At 51.2% G+C, this 23606-nt stretch carries 25 protein-coding genes; all 25 read left to right on the top strand.

Annotated features, from left to right (window positions below; all coding sequences use genetic code 11):
• Nucleotides 1-476 precede the first annotated feature (476 nt).
• The 25 genes from LF929_RS16240 (at nucleotide 477) to LF929_RS16120 (ending at nucleotide 23600) form a co-directional block, all read left to right on the top strand.
• The gene (locus LF929_RS16240; protein WP_226092987.1) at nucleotides 477-1358 is read left to right on the top strand and encodes a ParA family protein; all 882 of its coding nucleotides are present in this window, start codon (nucleotides 477-479) and stop codon (nucleotides 1356-1358) included.
• On the top strand, nucleotides 1355-1765 hold the full coding sequence (locus LF929_RS16235; protein ID WP_226092986.1) for a hypothetical protein: 411 nt from the start codon (nucleotides 1355-1357) through the stop codon (nucleotides 1763-1765). Before LF929_RS16240 ends, LF929_RS16235 begins: the two co-directional genes overlap by 4 nt.
• A 19-nt stretch (nucleotides 1766-1784) precedes the next feature.
• Nucleotides 1785-3122 (top strand): SPI-7-type island replicative DNA helicase, encoded by a 1338-nt coding sequence (dnaB-PI, locus tag LF929_RS16230; protein ID WP_226066971.1) that lies wholly within the window; start codon nucleotides 1785-1787, stop codon nucleotides 3120-3122.
• Entirely contained in the window at nucleotides 3119-4882 is a 1764-nt protein-coding gene (locus LF929_RS16225) for a ParB family protein (protein WP_226092985.1), read from the top strand. The genes dnaB-PI and LF929_RS16225 overlap by 4 nt, the downstream gene beginning before the upstream one ends.
• Nucleotides 4872-5120 carry a TraR/DksA C4-type zinc finger protein gene (locus LF929_RS16220; protein WP_038913055.1) on the top strand — a complete coding sequence of 83 codons (249 nt, stop codon included), beginning with the start codon at nucleotides 4872-4874 and terminating at the stop codon, nucleotides 5118-5120. Before LF929_RS16225 ends, LF929_RS16220 begins: the two co-directional genes overlap by 11 nt.
• Nucleotides 5113-5862, top strand: coding sequence for a DUF2786 domain-containing protein (locus LF929_RS16215; RefSeq protein WP_226092984.1), 750 nt, complete (start codon nucleotides 5113-5115; stop codon nucleotides 5860-5862). Before LF929_RS16220 ends, LF929_RS16215 begins: the two co-directional genes overlap by 8 nt.
• A gap of 78 nt (nucleotides 5863-5940) precedes the next feature.
• Nucleotides 5941-6516 (top strand): DUF2857 domain-containing protein, encoded by a 576-nt coding sequence (locus LF929_RS16210; protein WP_226092983.1) that lies wholly within the window; start codon nucleotides 5941-5943, stop codon nucleotides 6514-6516.
• Nucleotides 6513-6764 (top strand): hypothetical protein, encoded by a 252-nt coding sequence (locus LF929_RS16205; RefSeq protein ID WP_226092982.1) that lies wholly within the window; start codon nucleotides 6513-6515, stop codon nucleotides 6762-6764. Before LF929_RS16210 ends, LF929_RS16205 begins: the two co-directional genes overlap by 4 nt.
• A gap of 51 nt (nucleotides 6765-6815) precedes the next feature.
• Nucleotides 6816-8057 carry an STY4528 family pathogenicity island replication protein gene (locus LF929_RS16200; RefSeq protein ID WP_226092981.1) on the top strand — a complete coding sequence of 414 codons (1242 nt, stop codon included), beginning with the start codon at nucleotides 6816-6818 and terminating at the stop codon, nucleotides 8055-8057.
• Nucleotides 8058-8522: 465 nt separating this feature from the next.
• Nucleotides 8523-9299 carry a PFL_4669 family integrating conjugative element protein gene (locus LF929_RS16195; protein WP_226092980.1) on the top strand — a complete coding sequence of 259 codons (777 nt, stop codon included), beginning with the start codon at nucleotides 8523-8525 and terminating at the stop codon, nucleotides 9297-9299.
• A complete protein-coding gene (locus LF929_RS16190; RefSeq protein ID WP_226092979.1) occupies nucleotides 9296-11320 on the top strand; it encodes a DNA topoisomerase III in 2025 nt (674 codons plus the stop codon). Before LF929_RS16195 ends, LF929_RS16190 begins: the two co-directional genes overlap by 4 nt.
• Nucleotides 11321-12006: 686 nt before the next feature.
• Nucleotides 12007-12486, top strand: coding sequence for an STY4534 family ICE replication protein (locus LF929_RS16185; protein WP_226066806.1), 480 nt, complete (start codon nucleotides 12007-12009; stop codon nucleotides 12484-12486).
• A 79-nt stretch (nucleotides 12487-12565) separates the two neighbouring features.
• A complete protein-coding gene (locus tag LF929_RS16180) occupies nucleotides 12566-12796 on the top strand; it encodes a hypothetical protein (protein ID WP_226092978.1) in 231 nt (76 codons plus the stop codon).
• Between the two features lie 80 nt (nucleotides 12797-12876).
• Nucleotides 12877-13413: a single-stranded DNA-binding protein gene (locus tag LF929_RS16175; protein ID WP_226092977.1), complete on the top strand. Its 537-nt coding sequence runs from the start codon at nucleotides 12877-12879 to the stop codon at nucleotides 13411-13413.
• Nucleotides 13414-13437: 24 nt separating this feature from the next.
• Nucleotides 13438-14052, top strand: a complete 615-nt coding sequence (locus LF929_RS16170) for a hypothetical protein (protein WP_226092976.1) — start codon at nucleotides 13438-13440, stop codon at nucleotides 14050-14052.
• A 143-nt stretch (nucleotides 14053-14195) separates the two neighbouring features.
• The gene (locus LF929_RS16165; protein ID WP_024108354.1) at nucleotides 14196-14627 is read left to right on the top strand and encodes a DUF29 domain-containing protein; all 432 of its coding nucleotides are present in this window, start codon (nucleotides 14196-14198) and stop codon (nucleotides 14625-14627) included.
• A 139-nt stretch (nucleotides 14628-14766) separates the two neighbouring features.
• Nucleotides 14767-15993, top strand: a complete 1227-nt coding sequence (locus tag LF929_RS16160; RefSeq protein ID WP_226092975.1) for a TcpQ domain-containing protein — start codon at nucleotides 14767-14769, stop codon at nucleotides 15991-15993.
• Nucleotides 15962-16432 (top strand): type IV pilus biogenesis protein PilM, encoded by a 471-nt coding sequence (pilM, locus tag LF929_RS16155; RefSeq protein ID WP_226066799.1) that lies wholly within the window; start codon nucleotides 15962-15964, stop codon nucleotides 16430-16432. Before LF929_RS16160 ends, pilM begins: the two co-directional genes overlap by 32 nt.
• A 10-nt stretch (nucleotides 16433-16442) precedes the next feature.
• Entirely contained in the window at nucleotides 16443-18131 is a 1689-nt protein-coding gene (locus LF929_RS16150) for a PilN family type IVB pilus formation outer membrane protein (protein ID WP_226066798.1), read from the top strand.
• A gap of 7 nt (nucleotides 18132-18138) precedes the next feature.
• A complete protein-coding gene (pilO2, locus tag LF929_RS16145; protein ID WP_226092974.1) occupies nucleotides 18139-19422 on the top strand; it encodes a type 4b pilus protein PilO2 in 1284 nt (427 codons plus the stop codon).
• A complete protein-coding gene (gene pilP, locus LF929_RS16140; RefSeq protein WP_226066796.1) occupies nucleotides 19409-19918 on the top strand; it encodes a type IV pilus biogenesis protein PilP in 510 nt (169 codons plus the stop codon). The genes pilO2 and pilP overlap by 14 nt, the downstream gene beginning before the upstream one ends.
• Before the next feature lie 10 nt (nucleotides 19919-19928).
• Nucleotides 19929-21488, top strand: coding sequence for a GspE/PulE family protein (locus tag LF929_RS16135; protein WP_226092973.1), 1560 nt, complete (start codon nucleotides 19929-19931; stop codon nucleotides 21486-21488).
• Between the two features lie 4 nt (nucleotides 21489-21492).
• Nucleotides 21493-22065: a restriction endonuclease gene (locus tag LF929_RS16130; protein ID WP_226093022.1), complete on the top strand. Its 573-nt coding sequence runs from the start codon at nucleotides 21493-21495 to the stop codon at nucleotides 22063-22065.
• On the top strand, nucleotides 22043-22498 hold the full coding sequence (locus tag LF929_RS16125) for a hypothetical protein (RefSeq protein ID WP_226066794.1): 456 nt from the start codon (nucleotides 22043-22045) through the stop codon (nucleotides 22496-22498). The genes LF929_RS16130 and LF929_RS16125 overlap by 23 nt, the downstream gene beginning before the upstream one ends.
• Nucleotides 22491-23600: a type II secretion system F family protein gene (locus LF929_RS16120; protein WP_226066793.1), complete on the top strand. Its 1110-nt coding sequence runs from the start codon at nucleotides 22491-22493 to the stop codon at nucleotides 23598-23600. Before LF929_RS16125 ends, LF929_RS16120 begins: the two co-directional genes overlap by 8 nt.
• The last annotated feature ends 6 nt before the right edge of the window (nucleotides 23601-23606 follow it).

The raw sequence follows: 23606 nt of genomic DNA, 5'->3' as shown, positions 1-23606 counted from the left end.
TCTGATTCGTGGGGGTGATTAAGGTTCTTCGGGAAGAAGGGTTTATTCCTGATTTGTGAAGCAGGTATTAATTGTCGAATTATTACTTTTAGGTATCCGCTGCTTCGCAGCAGATATCTTTTATTGGCACATCCGGCTTCAACAGATTTCAAAACAGTGATGGTGGGAGGGGCCGTGAATCGAGCTTTACGCATAGCTATCTCCTCCGAGGGACATAATCAGTATGTCGGAAGATCGCTAAAAGTGAATAGTTTGGTGTAGTGGGATAATTACAAATCCAGCAAGCAAATAACGTGTTGCAACGACCAGAAATCTACCAGATCGCAGAAAAGCAAAAACCCGCCTTGTGGGCGGGTTCTTTAAATAAGTGGTGCCGGACTCGGAATCGAACCAAGGACACGGGGATTTTCAATCCCCGCGCCCATTTTGGGTCACATGACCGAGTACACGCTTAACTTATTGTTAGGTGTGTGTAAATGCATATAATCCCTGTTATCTCCACCAAAGGCGGCGAGGGTAAGTCCACCCAAGCGGCCAATCTGGCAGGTTTCCTTGCTGATGCCGGTATCAAAACCCTCCTCATTGATGGCGATTATAATCAGCCAACAGCCAGCAGCATCTATGCGCTGGAGTATGAAGCACCGTATGGACTGTTTGAATTACTGATGCAGACTGCCGATCTTGGGCAACCCGATACGGTGATATCCCGGACGGTTATCAAGAATCTCCACCTGATAATCTCAAACGATCCAGACGATCGTCTATCCACCGCGATGTTGCACGCACCTGATGGCCGGATGCGTTTGCGTAATGTCCTGCAGCATCAAAGTTTTCAGAAGTACGATGCCATCATCATCGATAGTAAAGGCGCCGCCGGCGTAATGGTTGAGCTGGTTGTTCTGGCAGCTACTGAGAGTGTGTTGGGGGTTGTCAAGCCCATCTTGCCTGACGTCCGTGAGTTTATGCGCGGTACAGTTCGGCTGATATCGCGTCTGCTGGTGTTGCAGCCTTATGGTATCCAAATCCCTGATATCAAAATCTTGGTTAACTGTGTTCAGTATACGAATCTTGACCGTAGTACTTTGAATGAGTTGGGTCAGATTGTGTCTGAAAAACAGTATCCACAGTCGGACAGTATCAGAGTTTCTCTCCTCCAAACAAAAATTGACCAGCTTGACATCTATAAATATGGCCATGCTTTAGGACAACCCGTACACCGCCTTGAATACAAGACAGATCGCAAAAGTCCAGCGGCTGCCGTGACGATTCATGCACTAGCTTGCGAGTTGTTTCCGCAATGGAGGGAGCAGTTCGATTCCGTATTACTGAATCGCCCAGGGACGGAGGGTGAACAATGAGGATCATCTATCGTGCTGTTTGCTTTTGTACAGATAGGTACGAAAGCTGTGAAAAGTTGGTTTTCTTTGATATCGATGCGGCATCTCACCAATCACCTGCTGAGCATTTGAAGAGACTGCTGATTGCGGTTTGGGGCGTACCAGCATCAGCTATTGACTACTACAACCTCAGTTCCGAAACCGACCTGCATCGGCAGTCGATCACCAGCGATGACAATGGTGTCCCACCCGCTTATCACGGCCCTGAGTTCGAACGTCAACTGTTTGAGATTGGCTGCTCGCTACAAGGCCCAATTTATCCATCACTCAACGACTGGCCGCTAATGCTGGTCAGCCCCAGAAATCATCGACGTCTGGTCAGCGCATTTATGGATTGCCACCCGGTTCTTGAGGCTGCTCATGGCTAAATCAACTATTGAGATTGAAATGTCACAATTACCTCAGGCAACGGACGCTGAGCAAGCCGTGTTGGGCGGGTTGATGATCGATAATCACCGTTGGGATAGCGTGACTGAACGAGTCTCAGCCAGTGATTTTTATCATCCGGCTCATCAGCGTGTGTTTACTGAAATGCAACGCCTGATAGAAATGAACCGGCCCATCGACCTGATCACCCTGACAGACTATCTGGAGAGCCACGGTAGTACGGCTATTGACAGTGTTGGTGGGTTTGCTTACCTGGCGGAAATGGCGAAAAACACCCCCAGCGCGGCAAACATCGATGCGTATGCTGATATCGTCAGAAATCGTTCTGTGGCAAGACAACTTGTTATGTTGGGGCGTTCTCTGAGTGCTGATGCGATGTCGCCGAGGAGTGATATTAGCGAGTTGGCTGAGGGTACCGAGAAGGCCTTATTTGAGATTGCCGAGCGGCAAAATCCATCCAGGGAAATGAGTCTTCATGATGGTATGGATCGTGTACTCGCTATCCTTGAGCGGAATAATGAGTCGCTTGACGGTGTCACTGGTACGCCTACCGGGTTTGCCGAACTGGATGCAGTAACATGTGGGTTACAGCCCAATGATTTTATTGTTCTCGCTGGCCGTCCATCAATGGGTAAAACGACATTCGGTATGGATCTCGCAACACGTGCTCTTTGGCGCGTTCCTGATCAGCCCGTTTTTATCTTTAGCCTTGAGATGGCAACCGAGCAACTGCTGATGCGCATGATGTCATCACTGGCTCGCGTTGAGTTCCAGCGCCTTCGGTCTGGCCAAATGGATGATGAAGACTGGGCAAAAGTCGCTGGAGCGACGGCGCAAATTACAGAATGGGGCGATCGCCTGGTCATCGATGATAATTCAGATTTGACGCCGTCATTACTGCGAGCACGTTGCCGACGTTATATCCGTAAATATGGTAAGCCAAGTTTGATTCTGCTTGATTACTTGCAACTGATGAAAAGCCCGGGTCACGAAAACCGGACACAGGAAATCGCGGACATTACGCGCTCCCTGAAAGGCATCGCTAAACAGTTCAGGGTGCCACTCGTGGCATTATCTCAGCTGAATCGCTTGTTGCAACAACGCAGTGATAAACGACCAACTCTCAGTGACTTGCGCGATGGTGGCTCTATTGAGCAGGACGCCGATCTCATCATGTTTGTCCATCGTGAAGAGGTATACGAACCGGATACACACAATAAGGGGCTGGCTGAGATCATCATCGGCAAACAACGTAATGGTCCGCTGGGAACCGTTATGTTGGAATTTCACGATCGTTACGCCTCATTCGCCGAACGGCAGCAACAGGGAGGTCGATGATGAAAGCCACTAAATCTATTCATTCACTGAATCTGGCAGATGCAATGCTGCAAGGCGTGCGTGAGCCTGCTATTGACAATAGTGTGTCGGTTCTGCCCATTTCAGAAATGCCGATGTTGTTGACGTTAGATGAGTTGCGCCCGAACCCGGATAACCCACGTACGTCACGTAATCCCCGGTATGACGAAATTAAAGCATCAATCAGGGCAAGAGGGCTCGATTCGCTGCCAAAAGTTACGCGTGATCCTGCAGGTGCTGGTGAATATATTTTCAGTGATGGCGGTAATACGCGGTACCAAATCCTGTGCGAGCTGTGGCAGGAAACCGGTGATGAGCGGTTTTACCGTATCCATGTGGTATTCAAACCCTGGCCAGGTCGTTTGCAATGCGTAATTGGGCATCTTGCTGAAAATGAGGTCAGGGGGGATCTCACATATATAGAGAAAGCCTTTGGCATTCATAATGCTCGTACAATTTGGGAAACAGAGCTTGGCCGTTCGGTTACATTACGCGAATTGTCTGATCTCCTGAACAAGGAAGGATACCCGGTACACAATTCTACAATCAGCAGGATGGAGGATACGATTAGATATCTGCATCCACATTTGCCTAATTTGTTAGACGCTGGTTTGCCCAGAGTACAGGTATTGTCTTTACTTAATTTGCGCTCAGCAGCAGAAAAAACATGGCAGATGTTTTCGTCTGCTGAGAATGTTTCCCCTCAATTTTCGTTCCATGATGCATTTGCGCGTACATGCGTCAATTTTGACAACATTGACACGTATTCGCTGGAAATGTTTCGCGATGAGTTCATCGGGCAATTATTACAGGCCTTGCCGCATCCTTCTCTGAATTACGACAGGTGGCTGATTGAACTGGATCCTGCCGAGCAGCAGCGGCGCGCATTATTTGGTGAGCCACCGGCGTTTATACCGCCGGTTCAACCACAAGAAACAGGGGCACCTAACTCCAAAACAGAAGCACCTGACTCTAAAACAGTTAATGTCGTCCCTCCCCAGGAATCAGAACGCCAACAGAGTGCTGGATTACGTTCTGGAACACTTATTCAGGATACGCCACCCGAGCCTGCATCGTCAGCATCAGGAACGGTAATGCAGGAAGAAGAACAGACCACGATAGCTGTTCCACCCATGCCGATGCATGGCGTTGCGGCGACAGAGCGGGTTCTGTCCTCCGACGTCGTTGGTCTGCAATCACCTCCGCGAGTGGAGCTTCAGCCAGATATGTATGGCGGGGATCCTGTGTTGTCAGGGGAGCTGGTGTCTGCGATTGGCGAACCTGAGTGTTCTGCCTCTGCTGGTGAGGCATCTCTGGCATTTGCGGCTGTCGGGTTGGAACCCGTTACTGATATCTGGCACATCTCCGCACTGCAGGACGATATCGAGCATTTGCAGGACATGGCTTATCGACTGGCATATGAGATGGCTGAAATGATGGGCTGTGCGGATTGCATTTCTGATGACCGCAGTGAGCACAGCGTTGGGTATACCGTTCATTCCATCAGCTCTAGCGCTTTTCCAGCATTTCTTAATGGCCTCACCGGGAATGATGACGGTAATGAGGCATTCAATTTGTTCGCATTTACGTTATGGCTGACAGGGTCAGAAAAGAAAGGAGACAGCCCGGTATTTAACGATGTGGCTGTCGTCAAGCTTATGCGTCTCATCCGCGTAATCCGCCGTCTGCGTGAATTGCAACGCGCTGTTTCTGTTCAGGAGGGTACTGACTATGTCTCATGATATTGATGACGAGCTGGCCCAGGCAGTGACACAACAACTCCTGGATATCAGCCTCAATAAAATACGTTCACAGGCAGCAGTGACCGGGCCGTCGCTGATGCAGTGCGAAGAGTGTGGCAATGACATCCCTGAAGCACGCCGGAAGGCTATCAATGGGGTCAGGCTGTGTGTTGGATGCCAGTCGGTGCTCGAATTCCATCAGCATGTTGGTACCGGTAAAGGGAGGCAGCATGGCTAATGATTTGTCGCAGATTCGCTCGCGTATTCGCAAGCTGATGGCTCTTGGGAGCCGTAACAACAACGCTAATGAGTCTGGACGGGCATTACGGCTGGCACAGAAACTGATGCAGCGACACGGCATCACGGATGATGATCTGTCGATTGACGCAATCAGCGAACGCGAATATCGCCAGTTGCCAAGCAATGCTCACACATTGCCAGCATGGTTACATGGTCTGGCCTCAGTTGTTTGTATGGCAACGGAATGCCGGTGTTGGTTTGACTCGTATACCGTAACAGGCAGCAATGGCCACCGACGGCAGCGACGTAGCCTGCATTTCTATGGATTTGAACAGCGGCCCGAGATTGCGGTTTACATCTTTGCTGTGCTCTGCCGACAGTTGCGTCATGCAACAGCGACACACATGAAAAGTCAGAGCCGATTGAAGTTGCAGACACGCCGCAACCGGGCAGATCAATTCCGCGAGGGCTACATCAGCGGCGTCTGGGTCGTTCTGGAGTCCTTTGTACACCCACAGCAACATGATCTTTTGCTGCAGCGCTGGCTGAACCGGCGGTGTGATGGTGAGTTTCGTGAAGCTACGTCCCGGCAGGCAAGGGCATGTCGGGGGGATCGGCGTGCAAAATTAGCTGGTTATCTTGCCGGGCGTAATGCCGAACTGAATCAGGCCCTTAATAAAGCGGATTCATCTTCATCTCCTAACGGTATTTGCCTTCCTGGAGGTCCTCATGGCGAATAGAGAATGGGGGGATTACGTTCTTTTGGGTGCCTGCGTAATGGCATGGGTTTCAGTTATTTACCTGATGGGAGGTCTCTCATGAGCCAAAATTTGTCGCAGGCAACTAACTCCCTGCTAACTCACATATTAATGGAGCTCAAGAGCGGCAACGTCCGCCGCTGTGAGTCACTGGGGCTGACAGCTGAGGAAATCCGAATGCTGAACCAATTGACCGTTGATGACCTGCATTACCTGATGAACAGTCATGTATCGGTTCTGAATTTTGAAGTTAACCACGAAAATCTTCACTTAATGATGAATCAGGCGCGGAATGAGCAAAAAAGGATGCAGCGCATCGATCGCGCTCTTGCGCTCGGCGGGTCGATTGAAATGATGCAGGCGTATTTTGGGATGACGACTGCTGAGGTATCCGCGCGTCGTCGTTTACACGGTATCGAGACCCGGCAGGGGCGCACACAGTCACCAGATGAAGAGACAGATGCAGCAATCTGGCACGTCTGGCAGAAATCCGGAATATCAAATGCGGATTCACATGAGGCGCTCGATGTCATGATGCTGGCTGCTGAGCAGAACAACATATCTCTGACGGCGGTATGGATCAGGGTGCAGGTGTTCTGTCGGGAAGCCCGAGCCAAGAACAAGGAGCAGTCATGATATTGGATATGGATATGCCATTTGACGTCATGCCCCGAGGGTTGCCTGTTCCACATTGTACGCAGAGCAAGGCCACAAATCTGCTACAGCGGTTCAAAACCGGCGAACGTGGATTCTGCAAACGGTTGACCGCGCAGGGGTATCTGAAAATCGATATCGGCCCATTCTGGCGACTGCTGAGCAAGGATGGGGGCCGTAAATGGTACCTGCTGCAACATGCTACATATAACCGTGAAATCAAAAAATAACCAATAATCAGTGGGGCCATCCAGGCCCCGTTTCACTATGAGAGGGCAACGATGACGGGATTACCGCCGGACAGCATCGTTGAATTTACGTTGTCACGTATGCAGGCAAGCATCGAACAACGCATGGATGATGTCACGACAGAGCGCAGCGGTCTGCTGTTCCTCGGCAATGTGCATGATGCCGTCCCCAGGCGTCTTTTTCTCGATACACGCTTGTCGCCATTGGATAAAACAGCATGGGTCATGATACGCCTGTATGCACAGCAGAACAGTGGTGCTGTATTTCCATCGTACGACGAGTTGCAACTGCAACTGGCATCACCGCATGCCGAAAAGGCATCGCGCGAAACTGTCAGCAGGGCGCTGCTTATGCTCCGGATAACAGGGTGGCTGAGCTTATGCAAGCGCGTTCGTGACGCGCAGGGGCGTGTGCGCGGCAATATCTATGCTCAGCATGATGAACCATTGAGCTGTCGCGATGCAGAAATGTTTGACCCGGGCTGGCTGGACCTGGTGGCGAAAAGCTGCAACCACAAAAATAAGAGTGTCCGGATGACGGCTCGTGTTGTTCTGGAGGAGATACTGAACGACCCGACGATGCGTCATCGTCATTCCAGCCTGGCGGCGATAAATGCCCGCCTAGGTGAACCGACGTCACCCGCTGAAATGGCGGCATTAAAACGCAGTACTCTCCCACAGAGTTCGAAATCCGAATCGGGAGAAATAAAGGTTAAAAATCAATCTATTTCACTGAGTTCGAAATCCGAACTGAGTACAAAAGAAAGGTCAGATTCACCGAGTTCGGAATCCGAACCCAGTCTAAAAACAAGGAGTTACACCGGAGTTCGAAATTCGAACTGTAACGTACGTACTATCACACACAGTGTGAATAAAAAAACGTACGTATTGCCTGACGCATTGCGTGAAAAAATTACAGCGGAGGATGCCGACATGCTGCAGGGACAGTTGCTTGCATTGCCGGAATCTGCGGCAACCACATTGCTGACCATGCTGTCTGACCAACTTGGCCGGGGTAGTGTCAGGAATCCGCTGGGCTGGATGCTGACCATGCTGAAGCGGGCCCGTGAAGGGGAGCTTGTTGTCCCTAGCAGCGTGTCAGAGACATCCGTATCTGCACGACCTGGTGAACAACCTGCGTATTCTCCAGACCAGACTCAGTCTGCAACACCATCGCCAGTACTACAAAGTGATCTGGTCAAAGCATCTCCGGAGGCGGTGAGCCGCCTGGTCTCAGATCTCCGGCAACATCTTGCTCAACGCCGTGGTGGTTAAAAAATAACCTTGTTGCGGGGCGCAACAAGTATAAAAAACAATCAATGTTGCTGTTGCCTGAGAGTTTGCCAGACAGGTGAGTGGCCCGTGATAATCGAATTGGTTAAAAAATAACCTTGCTGCGGGGCGCAGCAAGTATAAAAAACAATCAATGTTGCTGTTGCCTGAGGGGTTGCCAGACAGGAGAGTGGCCGTGATAATCGAATTGATTAAAAAACAACCTTGCTGCCAGTGGCAGCAAGTACAAAAAACAACCAATGATGTTGTTGTAGCGTAGCTCGCTGTGTAGGTGAATGGTTCAGGATAATCGATGTGATTGAAAAATGTACCGTGTTGCGGGGCGCAACACGGTACAAAAAATAACCTTTCCATTAATCTGTTTTGCGCCGTTTTGATTTTCGTGTTGTTGGATGTGCATGAGATTCAACACTATTTCAGTCTGTGGTTATTTTAAAGGTAATCGATATGACTGAAAAAACTGAAAAAGATGAATTGCCGTCACGCGCACGTGCTGGTGCGCTGGTCTCCGAGTTAAAAATTGAACTCCACACCAACTATGCTATTTCCCTGTGGGAGGGACGCCGGGCGATTTTTGATGATAATAACGAACGGGTGAAGTTCACTATTCCCAGTATGCCAATGTTTATCGCGGCGGCTGGACGAATTAATGACGCCTCACTGGCGGATAACCCGTTCGCGGATCACGTTCTGTACAAGTTGGACCTGGCTATTCAGTCCGCGTTTCTCAAGATGAATAGCTATGTCAGTACGCTGGATCGTGTGCTTGTGGCTGTGCCTGCTGGGGTCCACATTACTGACGTTGTCAGCCGCGAGCCTCTTGATATTCAGGTTTTCAGCCGAACGCCCTTCGGCTATCGCTGTGTGTATTTGCTGGTCGGCTTCGATCAGTATGCTAAGAAAGTGCTTCAGGCATACCACTTCGGCTTTATCTCACGCAATTCGCGTGATGAGTATCTTTCAAATGGCTCGCGGATATTGCGTGCCATTTATGCCATTGTTCAGGGTTACCGCGCAGGACCCGTTACCCGGCAGGATGTGATGGACAACTCGGAGGCCTACCAAAAAGCGCTCAGTTCGTACCGTCTGAAAGAACTCAATCCGGCCATCCTGGATGGCAGCCGACGTGCATCGTTCTGTGCTCCACTGAACGATGAAATCCGCGCCAAAATGAAGGCGTTTCAGAGCCAGGGAGGACATAACTCTGTTGGGGTACCATCATGAGGTTGTTCCTGTGTGAGAAGCCCTCACAGGGACGAGACATTGCGGCGGTACTCGGGGCATCAAAGCGTGGCCAGGGCTTTTTGTCCGGCCCCGATACCGTGGTGACCTGGGCTGTCGGTCACTTGCTGGAAAATGCTTCCCCAGAAATGTACGGCGAGCAGTATGGTCAACCCTGGCGGTTGGACGTGCTGCCTCTGTTGCCCCGGCAGTGGCAGATGGTGGTAAAGAAAGATACCGCCGACCAGTTTGCAGTGATTACCCGTTTATTAAAGCAGTCCGATGAAGTGGTTATAGCTACTGACGCGGATCGGGAAGGTGAAGTCATTGCCAGGGAACTGCTGGAGTACTGCCGGTTTAATGGTGTGGTATCACGGCTGTGGCTGTCAGCCCTGGATGAGGCGAGTGTGCGTAAGGCACTCGCAAACATCCGGCCTGGGAACTCGACGGAGAATTTGTATTATGCAGGTCTCGGACGCGGCAGAGCCGACTGGTTGATTGGTATGAACATCAGTCGATTGTATACACTGAAAGCACGCGAGCTTGGGTACGATGGCGTGTTGTCTGCTGGCCGGGTGCAGACGCCGACACTGGCCCTGGTGGTCCGTCGTGACAGACAGATTGCCACTTTTGTTCCCAAACCGTATTTCCAGGTGCATGTTAAGCTGGAGTCGGGTGGCGTAATGTTTCCGGCTGAGTGGGTTGCCGCTGCGGCGTATACCGACGGTGAAAAGCGTTGTATAAATCAAGCGGTAGCCGAGCAGGTTCGTCAGCTTTGCCTGACGGTCGGAAAGGCAGTAATCCTGGATGTCGAAAAGAAACGGGAAAAAATACCAGCGCCGCTGGCGTTCAGCCAGGGAGAGTTGCAGAAGGTTTGTGCCGATCGTTTTGGGTACTCTCCGCAAAAGGTTCTGGATATCACTCAGGCGTTGTATGAAACCCACAAAGCGACATCCTACCCGCGAACCGATTGTGGTTACCTTCCCGAATCCATGCTGTCGGAGGTTCCGCACGTTCTATCAGCATTACAGCAATCAGATCCGTCACTGGCCCCGGTCATTGATTCTATTGACCCCTCGTTTCGCTCCCGTATATGGGATGACAAGAAAATCACCGCACACCACGCGATTATACCCACCCCGCATAAGTGCAATCTTGCAGGTATGAATGAAGCTGAACGGAATGTGTATACGTTGATCCGTACGCATTACCTGGCTCAGTTTATGCCTCTGCTGGAAATGGATGTAACCCGGGCATCATTCAATATCGGTGGGCAGCTATTCAGAACCAGTGGCCGGGTGACCGTTGTTCCAGGCTGGAAGACCTTGTTTGGCCAGGCGGCTGTATCAGATAGCGATGAACGTGATGATGAGGCGGCTGCTGTTTCTTTGCCGCCGCTGACGAAAGACGCCGTGTGTGGTATCCGTGGAGCTGAATTGAAGGCGCTGAAGACCAAGCCTCCTCAGCCGTATTCATTCAAGACGTTGATTGCGGCAATGATGAACGCTGCTGGACTTGTTGATGATCCGGCATTGAAGAAAGTCCTGCGCGATAATGCAGGACTTGGTACCGAAGCCACCCGGGCCGGGATTCTTGATGTATTGATGAAACGTGGCTTCCTGATTAAAAAAGGGAACCATTTGCATGCATCTGATACGGCCTGTGACCTGGTTGATGCGCTGCCGGCGGCACTAACGCAGGTAGGAATGACAGCGCTGTGGGAACAGGCGCTTGATGACATTGCGGCCGGAAAGATGACTCTGGATTCGTTTGTCGATCGCCAACTGAGATGGGTCAATCAACTGGTTGAGCAGGGTAAACAGCAGGCTTTTACCATTCGTATTCCGGAACGACCTAAGTGTCCTCTATGTGGCGGCCGAACGCGATTACGTAAAGGGCCCGGTGGGACGTTTTACGGGTGTGAAAATTATCCAACCTGTAAAGGGATTGTCGATTCTGGTGCTAATAATAAGCGCCGAAACCGTTCGGGGTCATCCAAGTCATTCAATAAAAAGCAGAATTGATTGAGAATTAACTGATTGTGTAACGCGGGTGTTTCGGCTATCTTCATTTCGGCTCTGAAGAAGCTGAGTACACACCCCGTCGTTGCGGTCCCTGCCTGTTTTCTGTTTATATGCCAGGTTCAGGTTGTCGGAGCAACGTGATGAACCGCCTACCCACACACACCGGGCGAGTTTATGAGGCACCAAAACTCCGTGAAACCGGTGTCTGAGCCCTGGAGGGCGCTGCGGAGCACATCATTTACAGCGATTGTGGTGAAAATTAGATTAAATAACGGCGCAGGTAGGTGACTACTCTGCGCCGTTATTTTTTTTCGGCGGATGAATAATTATCCAACCCTACCACTGTTGACTTAACTTGTTCCCGGTTTAATGATTAAGGCGAACCTTCGTTGTCTTTGACAACAGCCAATGCCCTGGTGACTTGAGAGGGGCGCTTTCGGGTAGTCACACGATAACGATCATCCGCATACCCCTCATCTGAGCGAGTTATGTGACCTGGAAGATGATCGCCTTAACAGGTGGTAAAGCCGTTTAACCTTTGAGAACGGCGAATGCACAACAGCATTTAAGGTCATTTCAACTTAGCAGTCAGTCTAAGCGCTTAGTCTGACTTCCTGCGGGAAACATTTTTCCCGTCGGGAATGAATGTTTTTCCGCATGACATCTTTTTACTCCGGAGAAACATCATGACTGCATCAGCAAAATCATCCACAGCAACTGAAACTCAGTATTTTAATCTCAACACCACAGGTATTGGTTATCTGTCCAATATTCGTCAGGTCTCTGGCGATAAAGGCCCTTTTACCTGTGCTGTGATTAACGCTTTGTCCGGTCCAACGGATAACGCGTCGTATATACGTTTTGACGTGACTGTATCGGGCAAAAGTACGGTGGAGCTGGTCAACCGTTGTCAAAAAGCGGTTGATGAACAACAGCAGGTACTGATTGGCTTTGTCCTCAGTGGTCTGTCTTCTGAGGTGTTCACGCTGAAAAGTGGTGAACACGCTGGTGAAGATCGCATCGCGCTTCGCTCCCGTCTGATCAAGATCGACTTTATCAAAATTGGGAAAGAGACGGTTTATAAGGCTGAAAAGCCGACGTCTACAACACCGCCGGCGCAGAACGAAGCTCAGCAGCAGAAACAATACGTTGCTAATTCCTTCTGAACCGATTCGGAATCACACCATCAGGAACATGCCTGATGGTGTGTTCCTCTTCAAATTTTGACTTTTTGAGGAATGAATCATGGCTCGCGGTGTTAACAAAATTACTCTGATCAGTTTCCTGGCAATAGTCTCGACGCTGAACGGTTTTTTGAGTCTGCCAGTAGTCTTTTGCTTGCTGATGTTGATTGTCACCATCGGTAACATCAACACACGGAAAGATATGGTTGACCAGACTGAAAACTCTACGACGACATCGCTGGCACAGAATGAATCTCTGCAGGATAAACAATACCCTGCTGATTCTTTCTGAACCGATTCGTAATCATACCGTCAGGAACATACCACCTGATGGTGTGTTCCTCTTTAAACTTTATTTTCGAGGAATGAATCATGTCTGCACGCGGTGTTAACAAAGTTACTCTGATTGGTTTTCTGGGGCAGGATCCAGAAGTCCGTTATATGCCGAACGGTACTGCTGTGACTGGAATTCAGGTTGCAACGTCAGAATCCTGGCGTGACAAGCAGTCTGGCCAGGAAAAGGAGCGTACTGAATGGCACAGGGTAGTAATGTTCGGCAAACTGGCGGAAATCGCCGGTGAGTACCTGCGCAAAGGCTCTCAGGTGTATATCGACGGCCAATTGCGTACACGAAAATGGCAGGACAATAGTGGCGTTGATCGCTGGACAACCGAAGTAGTCGTCACTCAGCAGGGCACAATGCAAATGCTGGGTAAAGCTAACAACGGTGGTAGCAGTGGTAACCCGAATGCAGGTTGGGGGCAACCTCAGCAGCCTGCAGCACCGGCAATGAGCGGAACGCCAGCTCAATCCATGGGGAATGAACCCCCGATGGATTTTGACGACGACATACCGTTCGCCGGCCTCGGCCTGGCAATGCCAAATCATGCGCTTTATGCCATTTCTTAATGACTTTTATGAAAAGCGCACCAGATGTTTGGTGCCTTTTTCTTTTCTACTTCCCACTGGGAGAATTTCCCAGTTTGGGAGTTCTCCGTATTAATTTTTATAGTTGGAGAACTTTCCATGAACAATACCGTATTTTTGCATACACCTTATGAGCCTGGTGTCGCATTGCGTCAGGATGTGTTTAACAAACAATTTGTTGCTGTTGTTAGCGGTCAGATTGAGTATCGTGTGAACAATGAAGAGTTCGCTGATGATTTAGTTTTTCGTGATGCATCTTTTCGGGTAACAGGTGCAACAATCACGGAGGTTGTTGACCGAGTAACATCAGAGGTTAATGACCGATTAGAAAATACTAATAAGTTTCATCCCAAGTATATACAGATTCATGACCGTTTTGATCGGCTCGTTCTGTGTGCTGTATATACTAATGGAATTCGATGGACTAAACCGGTTCAGAGTGATGCTGAATCTGCAGATTTACGTGCCAAATGTGACGAAATAGATCGCGAGGCTGAACTCGAAGCATCGGATGACTATTCTTACGTCGCTGAAAGGCTATGGGAATCTGTCAGAGTCATGTTGCTAGCTGATGTCGACCGCCGTTGGCGTCAACATCCGGAAGTTTTGTCAATTCTGTAATTTTGGTACTGTCCTTTGGCAGAGCATTTTTTTACTTCTTAAAACGCCGGTTTTCCGGCGTTTTGCTATTTTTGACTAACTTTTTTTTCTCTGACAGACTCAGGGCATCAAGGTGGGTATGCCCGCAGCTCAGGGGAGGATATATGACAATCCGTTATGATAATGACTTTTACGGCTGGACTCAGGAGCAGGCGAGTTTGTTACGCTCTGGCCGTCTGGCTGAGTTAGACGTTCATAACCTGCTGGAGGAAATTGAAGCGATGGGGCGAAGCGAACGACGTGAGCTGGAGTCCCGGCTTCAGGTGTTGTTTATGCATCTGCTGAAGTGGGAATACCAGCCGAGCCATCGTGGAAAAAGCTGGCAGTTGACAATAGAGGAACAGCGCCGCAAAGCAACGCGTGTTCTGTCCGAGAACCCGAGCCTCAAGTCCCGGCTCCAGGATATTATCGCTGATGCCTATGGGGATGCGGTAATTGGTGCCGAACGTGAAACCGGCCTGAATCGTGGATTGTTCCCGGCTAACTGTCCCTGGTCATTTGAGCAGGCTGTTAATCCCGATTTTTATCCAGAATAAGAATACGTAGTCTTTTTTCATGATAACGCCGGTTTTCCGGCGTTTTTTTATCTTTTACATACATAGTTTAGCGTTGTCCGTTATTGCCTGCTGGTCAGAATACAGTCTCATTTTGAGAACAATCTGACGGTGGAACTGGATGGAAAAAACGTTAATATTATCAGCGCTTTCGCTGCCATTGCTGCTTTCTGCATGCGCTGAAACGCCCCAACCATCTCCCTATCGGGTTCCCCCCCGCGTAAATGATATCTATCAACGCTCACCTGAAGTGGTGCGTTACGATCGCTACACCTTGGTCAATACCCGGCCCGCGGATTCGCAACGTGATCCGCTGAATCAGATAGTCGATATCACGATGCCGACGTCGATTGTCAAATCGGTCGGTGACGGGTTTCGTTACCTGTTGCTGGAGTCTGGTTATTCCCTCTGTCCATCCAGTTCTCCCGTTTTCTCTGAGTTGCTGAGCCGCCCATTGCCAGCTGTTCAACGGTCTATCGGTCCCGTTCGCCTTAGCGAAGCATTGCAGATTGTTGCCGGTCAGGCATGGCGACTGCGCATCGATGAAGTGAACCGCGAAATCTGTTTTGTACTCCGTGATGAATACCGCTCATTTGCTGTATCCACACCTGTTGTCGCTACTGCCAAAACCGTTTCGGCCCCCGTATCTGCAACTGCTTCAACCGTTCAATCACCGCAGAAATTCCTGCTGAAACCAGACTCCCAGCCGCTGCCACCGTTACCCTCGGCTAAAACACTGAGCACTCAGCCCTCGTCTACAACTGCTGCTTCAACAGCAACAACGGCTGCATCGGCACCGGTTAAATCATTTGATTTGCCGCCGTATAACCCGAACCAGAAGGTCAGTGCTAACTCTGCACAGAAAGCTACGCAGAAAGTGTCAGGGGGAACAACTCATGTACCTACCACGGCGTTACCTCCGGCACCGGCGGCAGCGGTACAACCTCAGTCTGCTCGCCCCACACAAACGCAAACGCCTGTTGCAGCAAGTGTTCAACCGGCTGCTACTCCCCCTGTGCCTATGAAACTGTCTTCATCACTGGTGCCAGCAGCACAGACAGGACCGACATGGAAAGCTGACGTTGGTTCGACACTGAAAGAGACACTGACGAAATGGGCTACACAGGCCAAATGCGATACGAACGGTGGTAACTGGGTAGTTATCTGGCCGGTGGCTGTCGATTACCGCATCGATGCGCCGCTGTCTTTCCACGGCAATTTTGAATCCGTACTGGTTCAGATTTTTGATCTGTATCGGCGTGCGGAGAAACCGTTGTTTGCCGAAGCCAGCAGGATGCAATGCCTGGTTTCTGTCAGTGATACGCCCGTTTCAGGGGCTGGTCGCTGAGATGGGCTACGCCATTGCCGCTATAGCGACGGTCTTTATGTTGCTGGTCAGCAGCGTCCAGCTTCGGGATCGCAATCAATACGCCGCACAGATTGAAGTCTATACGGCAGCGTTTGTGGCGTCGGACATGCTGCGTATTGCTGACGCAATAAACAATTGGCGTTACACCCGGAGCCTGCCTGACGGTGAACTTTCACTCAGCCAGTTCAGTCTGGTTCCTGCACCGGATAGCCGTATCCATGCCGCTATGAGTGGTGGCCGACTGTGGATCTGGAGCGCCGATATGCCTGGGCTGGTTCCGGCCCTTTCACGTCTTTCTACCCGTTCCGCCCTTGCACTCACGGTGACCCGTGGGCGACTGCTCATGGCGGACGGTACCGATATGAATCTTGCTCTTCCGGCTGGTGTGGCGGAAGGCAATGTTGTTTACCTGAATTAAGGAGAGCCGGATGCCATCCAGCCGTGTTCAGCATTTTTTTCGTCGGGCGTCCGTCAGTATGGCCGTCTCGATGATCCTCGCCGGGTGTTCGCTGTCTGAGATCAACAAAATGGAGCGGGATATTACAACTGGTGCCGATACTGCACAGCGTATTGCTCAAAGTCGCCAGGAGGCGTCTCACCCCACTGTGGTTTGGTCGGAGAAACCTTGGGTTAATCTCAAACCGGTCACCCCGGTAGTGGCAACCCCTGAAGATAAGTCTGTACCATCCTGTCAGGTTGTGATTAACCGGCCAGACGGTATAACACTGCCGGAACTGGGACAGCGCATTACTGCACTGTGTGGCGTGCGAGTCACCATCACGCCAGATGCCTTCCAGGCGCTGTCTTCAGGTAATGTCAGCTATACACCAACACAACAAATGAGTGGCACGCTGCCAGCACCGAGTGATAACGGTCGGGTGCCTTTGCAGCAGATAAGCGGTACGTCCCAGTCCACTGCGGTGGCCTTGCCTGCTGCAACGGTATCCGGCCTGAAATGGCAGGGAGAGTTGCATGGCTTGCTTGACATGATTGCCAGTCGGCTCGGATTGTCCTGGCGTAGTGAGCAGGGCAACATTGTTTTTTACCAGCTCGACACCAAAACGTATCAGCTGGTGATACTCAATACCAAAATTGACAGCTCAGCGTCGATCAACTCTGGTTCGGGTAATCAATTGGGGTCTGGAGGCGGTACATCCTCCGGGACCACGGGGGATGTCAGTTCAGCACAAAAAACGAGCACTGATTTAAGTAGTAACTTGTACGAAGATATCCGCAAAACTATTGAGAACATGTTGACGCCGAAAAATGGGCGTTATTGGCTGTCCTCTGCTACTGGTACGCTCACCGTGACTGATACGCCCGAAGTGCTGGGTCGCGTTGGTCGCTACATTGAATATCAGAACCGGGTGCTCAACCGGCAGGTACAACTAAATATACAAATATTGAGTTTCACTCAGACCCGGAATCTCAACCTGGGCATGGATGTCGGGTTGGTCAATAAGACATTGCATGGCTTTGGCGCGACGCTGAACGGGAGTTTTGCCAATGCATCTGACACGTCGTCCTCTCTTGGTTTATCTATTCTGGATACAGCAACAGGGAGTGCTTCTCGTTTCTCCGGCTCCCAGCTACTGATTAAAGCTCTGAATGAACAAGGGAACGTCAGTGTGGTGACCAATCAAACCCGCACTTCGACCAACCTGACGCCTGTGCCGTATCAATATTCAAATCAGCAGGGGATCCTGACCAGTTCCAGTTCCACAGCGACGGCGAATGTGGGGGTAACGTCAACAATGACCACCACGACGCTGACTACTGGTTTGTTCATGACCATGCTGCCCAACATCCAGGACAACGGCGATGTGCAGTTGCAGTTCGCATTTAGTTACACCTCCCCACCCAAGATTGAGCGATTTATCAGCAAAGACGGGAACACACGTAACGATATCCCAAATACGACAACGGAAGCGCTGACGCAGAGAGTGAACATGAAGTCCGGGCAGACGCTGGTGCTGACCGGGACTGATATGCAGAACAAGTCTGTCGATAAACAGGGAGCTTTCACCCCGAATGATTTCCTCTCGGGGGGCGGTCAGACCGGCTCCGGTCAGCGCACAACGCTAGTCATCCTGATCACACCTGTCCTGCTGAACTGAGGCCGCTATGAAACGTACAAAAAATAATGCACGAACCGTTGGCACGTTATTGCTGGCTAACCGACAGGGGTGGGTGGCCGGTTTGCGATGGGAGAATTACCAGTCTACGGACTGGTTACGTCGCCTGTCTGTCCGGCAGCCGGACTCGCATGTGATATTTACCGGACGTCAGCCCTCTCGCATGGTCGGCTATGTCAGCCTGGCGAAACGGCGGCGTCGTTTGCCACTGTATGCGCTGGCCATGGCCTTTTTGCAACAGGCCGGGGCCAACAGCTATGGTATCTACCGGCTGAGTGACGTGGATGACCGCTGGGTATTTCTGGCCACGGTACAGGGGCGGCTATCCGTCATGGCTGATGTGATGGGGACACGCCAGGATGTTGAGCTGGCTCAGCAGCATTTTCTGGATTTTAACGAGTCTGGTGACGACGGCTTTTCCTGCTGTGCATCGGCAGATGACCCACAAGACTGGTCGGTATTGATTCATGGGCTGAGCCGCCGTCAGTTACGTCAGTCGCGCCTGCGACAGAACGTGTCACCGGTGAGGTTTTTCACACTCACATTGGCGGTCAGTCTGGTTCTGACCGGGCTTTATATGTGGCGCGATGAGGCGGCTAAAAAGGCGCAGCAGGCAGCTGCACTGGCTGAGTTGCGTGCCCGTCAGGCATTGTTGCCCACAAAACCGGCAGAGCCTCAAAAAGCGCCGCATCCCTGGTCACGGATCTTGCCTGCCTCGGTTTTTTTGAACCAGTGCTGGTTTACTCGAGAACCGCTGAAGGTTTCTGTGGTTGGCTGGCGTCTGACTAATGCCGAATGTGTTCCAGGTCAATTGCGGCTGCGATATGCCGCCACACCAGGTAGTACCTTGGTTGACTTCGCCCGACGTGTTCGTGAGCTATTTGGCTATTCTGCTCATTTCAACCTGTTGGAGGGGGGGCAGAGCGGTGACGTTTTCATCCCATTGTCAGAAGAAAGAACGGCCTTTCGTGATGAGGATGTACCAACTGTGGATGAGCAGTTGATGCGGTTTATCGCCCATCTGCAGCGTCGGCGTATCAGTGTGCAGTTTACCGAAGTCAAGCCACCAGAGCCGGTCCCGGGCGCACAGAATATTCCACTGAAACAGGACTGGCGTGAATTCACCTTTTCCCTCAATTCCCGTCTGGCTGCTGAATGGCTGTTGGCTGACGTTGATGACAATGGTCTGCGTCTGACCAGTATTGCCATCACGGTAAGTCCACAGTCGCAATTTACCTACACGATCACAGGGAGCCTGTATGCGCAAAAATAACCCGATTTGGCCGGGGGGGTGCCTGGCTCTGTTCCTTTTCACCGGTTCTGCACCGGTATGGGCTATGGATGACGGCAGCAATGTCACCATGGGTGAACTTGAGACAGCACAGGCGCGAAATATGCTGCTTGAGCAGCAGGTTCAGACTGCACGTCTGCAGCGTCAACTACGTGAGAGCCAAACTGACGCAGCAACGGCGATGACATCTATTCCATCGATTCCATCGACATCACCGTTGTCGATGCCGGTATCACCGTCCATGACACCCTCATCGCCATTATCGATAGCACAGGAGAAAGCCGGCATCGAGCCATCAACGGTAAAACTGCAGGAAATCTATGGGCGCGGCAATCAGTTACGCGCCCGCATTCTGCTGCCACGCGGTGGTGTCACCGAAGTTGCTGTGGGAGACCCCATTCCTGGCACGAAAACGCACGTTCAGTCGATAACCGCAACGGCCGTCAAGTTGAGTGACGGCTCCGAACTGTCGTTCTGAGGAGTAACCCATGCCAGCAATGCAGCAAGTAGATAAAGACATTCTGGACTTTGTACTGGTGGAAACGCCGACATTGGGGGCCACCAGACTGGTTATCGACATTAACCGGCGTGGAGATGAACGTATTCAGCGCTGGGTGATGGATCAGCGCAAGAAGAACCAGCGAGTTGAAACCGAATTTGTGCCGTTGAGTGAGATTAGCTCACGGCGTTTACAGTTGACGATTCCGTCAACGGATGCAACAGGTGATCTCAGCGAGTCGCAGAAAAAAGTCGTTGCATATCTGACACTGGCAGAACAGCACGCTGCGTCAGACATCCATTTTACCATCAGCCGTGATCTCAACCTGACGATTATTGAGATGCGTGTTCACGGCGAACTCTATGTCATTGACGAATTGACAGCTGAAGAAGGTCGGACGCTGGTATCCACAATCTACCTGTCGATGTGTGATATCCACGAAACCAGCTTTTATGACAACAAGATACAGTCAGGACGTATCGATGCCCTTTATGCGCGACGTGCCGGTCTGTATGGGGCACGCTATGAGCACAAACCGACTGCTGACGGTCTGTATGTGGTGCTGCGAACGATTCTTGATGACGGCGACCATGTGCCTACGTTGGCCGATCAGGGATTTCTGCCGGAGCAGGAAAAAGAGTGCCAGTACATCTTACGTCAGCCAGAAGGCATGGTGGTGCTGTCCGGCCCTACGGGCTCGGGTAAGTCGACCACGCTACGTGTGTTCAGTCGGATGTGGCTGGATCAGTATCAGGGGAGGCGGCGTCTTCTGACACAGGAGTATCCCATTGAGGGACGTACCGTCGGTGCCGTTCAGACGCCTGTGATACCGAAAAGCCAGTCTCCAGATGATGTTGCGCAAGCCTGGAAAGATGGCGACGCATCCCTGTTGCGTCTTGACCCTGACAGTATTGTAAACGGTGAAATGCGTGAGTATCACTCGCTGATGTCGAGTATTTATGCCTCGCAGACCGGGCATCTGCTGATGTCCACCCTGCACAGTAACAGCGCCGTCGGCATTCTCTCGCGTATGGCCGTGATGGGGGTTGACCGGCATTTGATCGCCGATGCGCAACTGATGGTCGGCCTCATTAGTCAGCGGCTGGTTCCGGTGTTGTGTCCACATTGCCGGGTTCCCTGGCATGACAAAGTACCGGAACTGGATGAGGAAACTCATGCTCGGCTCGAACAGTGGTGTAATGAGCCTGGTGTCTGCACCCCGGAGCAACTTTACTTTCGAAACCCTGAAGGGTGCCCCCACTGTCAGAAGACGTTGGAACTGACCGGTCGTATCGTCAGCCGTGGGGTAATTGGCCGGACTGCGATAGCGGAAGTTATTCGCCCGGATGCGCGATTTATGTCGCTATGGCTGTCGCACGGTAATGCCGTAGCCCGTCAGTACTGGCTGAACCACCGGGGTGGTATTAGCCGCCGTCTACATCTGCTACGTCGGCTGTCCGAAGGACGGGTCGATCCGTTGGAAGGGGATCGTGTCTGCCCGCTCGATGAAGATGCGGTGCTAGCGAGTGAAGTTCCCCATGCTGCTTGAGTTGATGGAGGTTCTTTTTGTTTTCGCGGGTATTACACTCTTCATTACGTATCCGTGGCGTCGGCGTGAAAAAGCCAGTACCCGGCGTCATCGTCGTTATCGTGCCAGTGCTGAACGTGTGCTGATGAGACTGCCGACATTAGCTGGCGATGGGCAGCGATTGGCTTATCTGCGACGTGTTAGCCCATATGTTTTTGAGGAGCTGCTATTGCTGGCTTTTGAACGTTATGGGTTACAGGTGATCCGTAACGTTTCATACAGTGGCGATGGTGGCATTGATGGGCAGGTATTTATCCATGGACGGCGCTGGCTTATTCAGGCCAAACGTTACAAAAACGCAATATCCCCGCGCCACGTTAGCGAGTTTTCACAACGCCTAATACAGCATCAGTGTGGTGGTTTCTTTATTCATACCGGACGAACGGGGAATAAAAGCTGGAAACATGCATCAGGGGAACGCCATAGCAATACTGAACTTTTCATTATTAGTGGGCAAAGGCTATTGGCGTTATTAGCAGGTAAACCGAATTGGATAAATACTATTGGAGTAAAACATGAAAAGACAAATATTAAGTGAATTTGTACGGTACGCCATATGTGTATTAAGAATTACTTTATTTTGGCCCTCACTTTTACTGGGCTGGCTCTTTCTTTGCGTAATTTTTATTAAATCACTATCAATGGGTTTGGAGGGGTTTTATCTCCATAAACTGGAAATTGATGCGAAAGCCTTTCAGACCGCATCCGCCGGATATGTTATGACGGAGCATTGTGCGGTGTTACCCCCGGAGATGTCAGTCGATAATTGTACGAATGTTTCCAAACCGTTATCTGATGTAGCGAATGAATCCGCTCATGAGTTGAAGGCAATGTACTTCGCATTGTTACTCCTCTCGATGGCCATTGATGGCCTGGCAACGCTTATCTATAGCCGATATATACAAGTGAAGTACTACGCATCTGGTATTTATTCTGATTCAGGGGCAGGGCATGGTGGTTCTAATGTCTGATGCTTTTCATCCAGAACGCCCGATGAATATCGGACGACGGTTGCGTTATTACCTGGTTCGTAATTCGTTTACCAGCCGCTATCGGCAGCCGTTTTACGAAACGCTGCGTTTCCTTCTGGATAACAAGACTCCGCTGGCTGAAGCGCTGCAGATGATCGGTGATGTGCATACCGATTTCGGACGCCGGTGGAGTCCATATATCGAGCTGGTAGACGACTGCCTTGAGGCGCTAAGCGATAACCGTGCAGGGCGTGAACTGCAAGACGTGCTTGCTGTATGGGCACCGAGCGAAGAGGCCGCGTTGATCAGTGCCGGGATGCAAAGTGGTGGCTTGCCTCGTGCGCTGATGCAAGCTGACAAGCTGATTATGGCGAGGCGGCGGATCCTGCTCCAGGTCCTGTTCGCGTCGATTTACCCGCTGGTACTGGTAATCCTTGGTGGGGCGCTGCTGGCTGTTAATAACCTGATGCTTGTTCCCACACTCAGTACGATGTCAGACCCGAAAAACTGGTCCGGCGCATTGGGCCTGATGAACACCATCGCCACATGGACATCCGAATGGGGTGTGGTAGCAGGGGTTGGTGGCGTGTTGTTGGTGATTGGGGTGACCTGGTCGTTACCACGCTGGTGTGGCCAACTGCGCAGACTGGCTGACTATGCTCTGCCGTGGTCACTTTACAAGGACTTGCAGGGGGCGGTGTTCCTGATGAATGTTGCCGCGTTGCTAGGGGCAGGGGTGCCTGAGCTGAAAGCGCTGCAGGTCCTGCATGGTTACGGCTCTGCGTGGTTGCAGGAGCGGCTGGAAGCGGCGATGGACTGCATGACCGGAGGTGATGCACTGGGCATGGCACTGCGTCATTGTGGCTATCGTTTCCCGAGTCAGGAGGCTGCCAACTATCTGTCGCTGTTGGGGAAGGGGGATGGTGCCTCCTCGCTTATCAGCAACTATGCCGACCGCTGGCTTGAGCAAGCTCTGCAGCAGGTCGCCCGTCGCGCCAATACTGCCAAGTTTTTTTCCCTGCTCCTGATAATCACTTTCTTCTTACTCATCCTTGAGATGGTGATGCAAATTCAAGACATCGTTTCATTATCTGTCCATTAAGGAATA

The sequence above is a fragment of the Dickeya oryzae genome (genome assembly GCF_020406815.2).
GTDB lineage: Bacteria > Pseudomonadota > Gammaproteobacteria > Enterobacterales > Enterobacteriaceae > Dickeya > Dickeya oryzae.
This window is presented reverse-complemented; position numbering and strand designations above follow the sequence as displayed.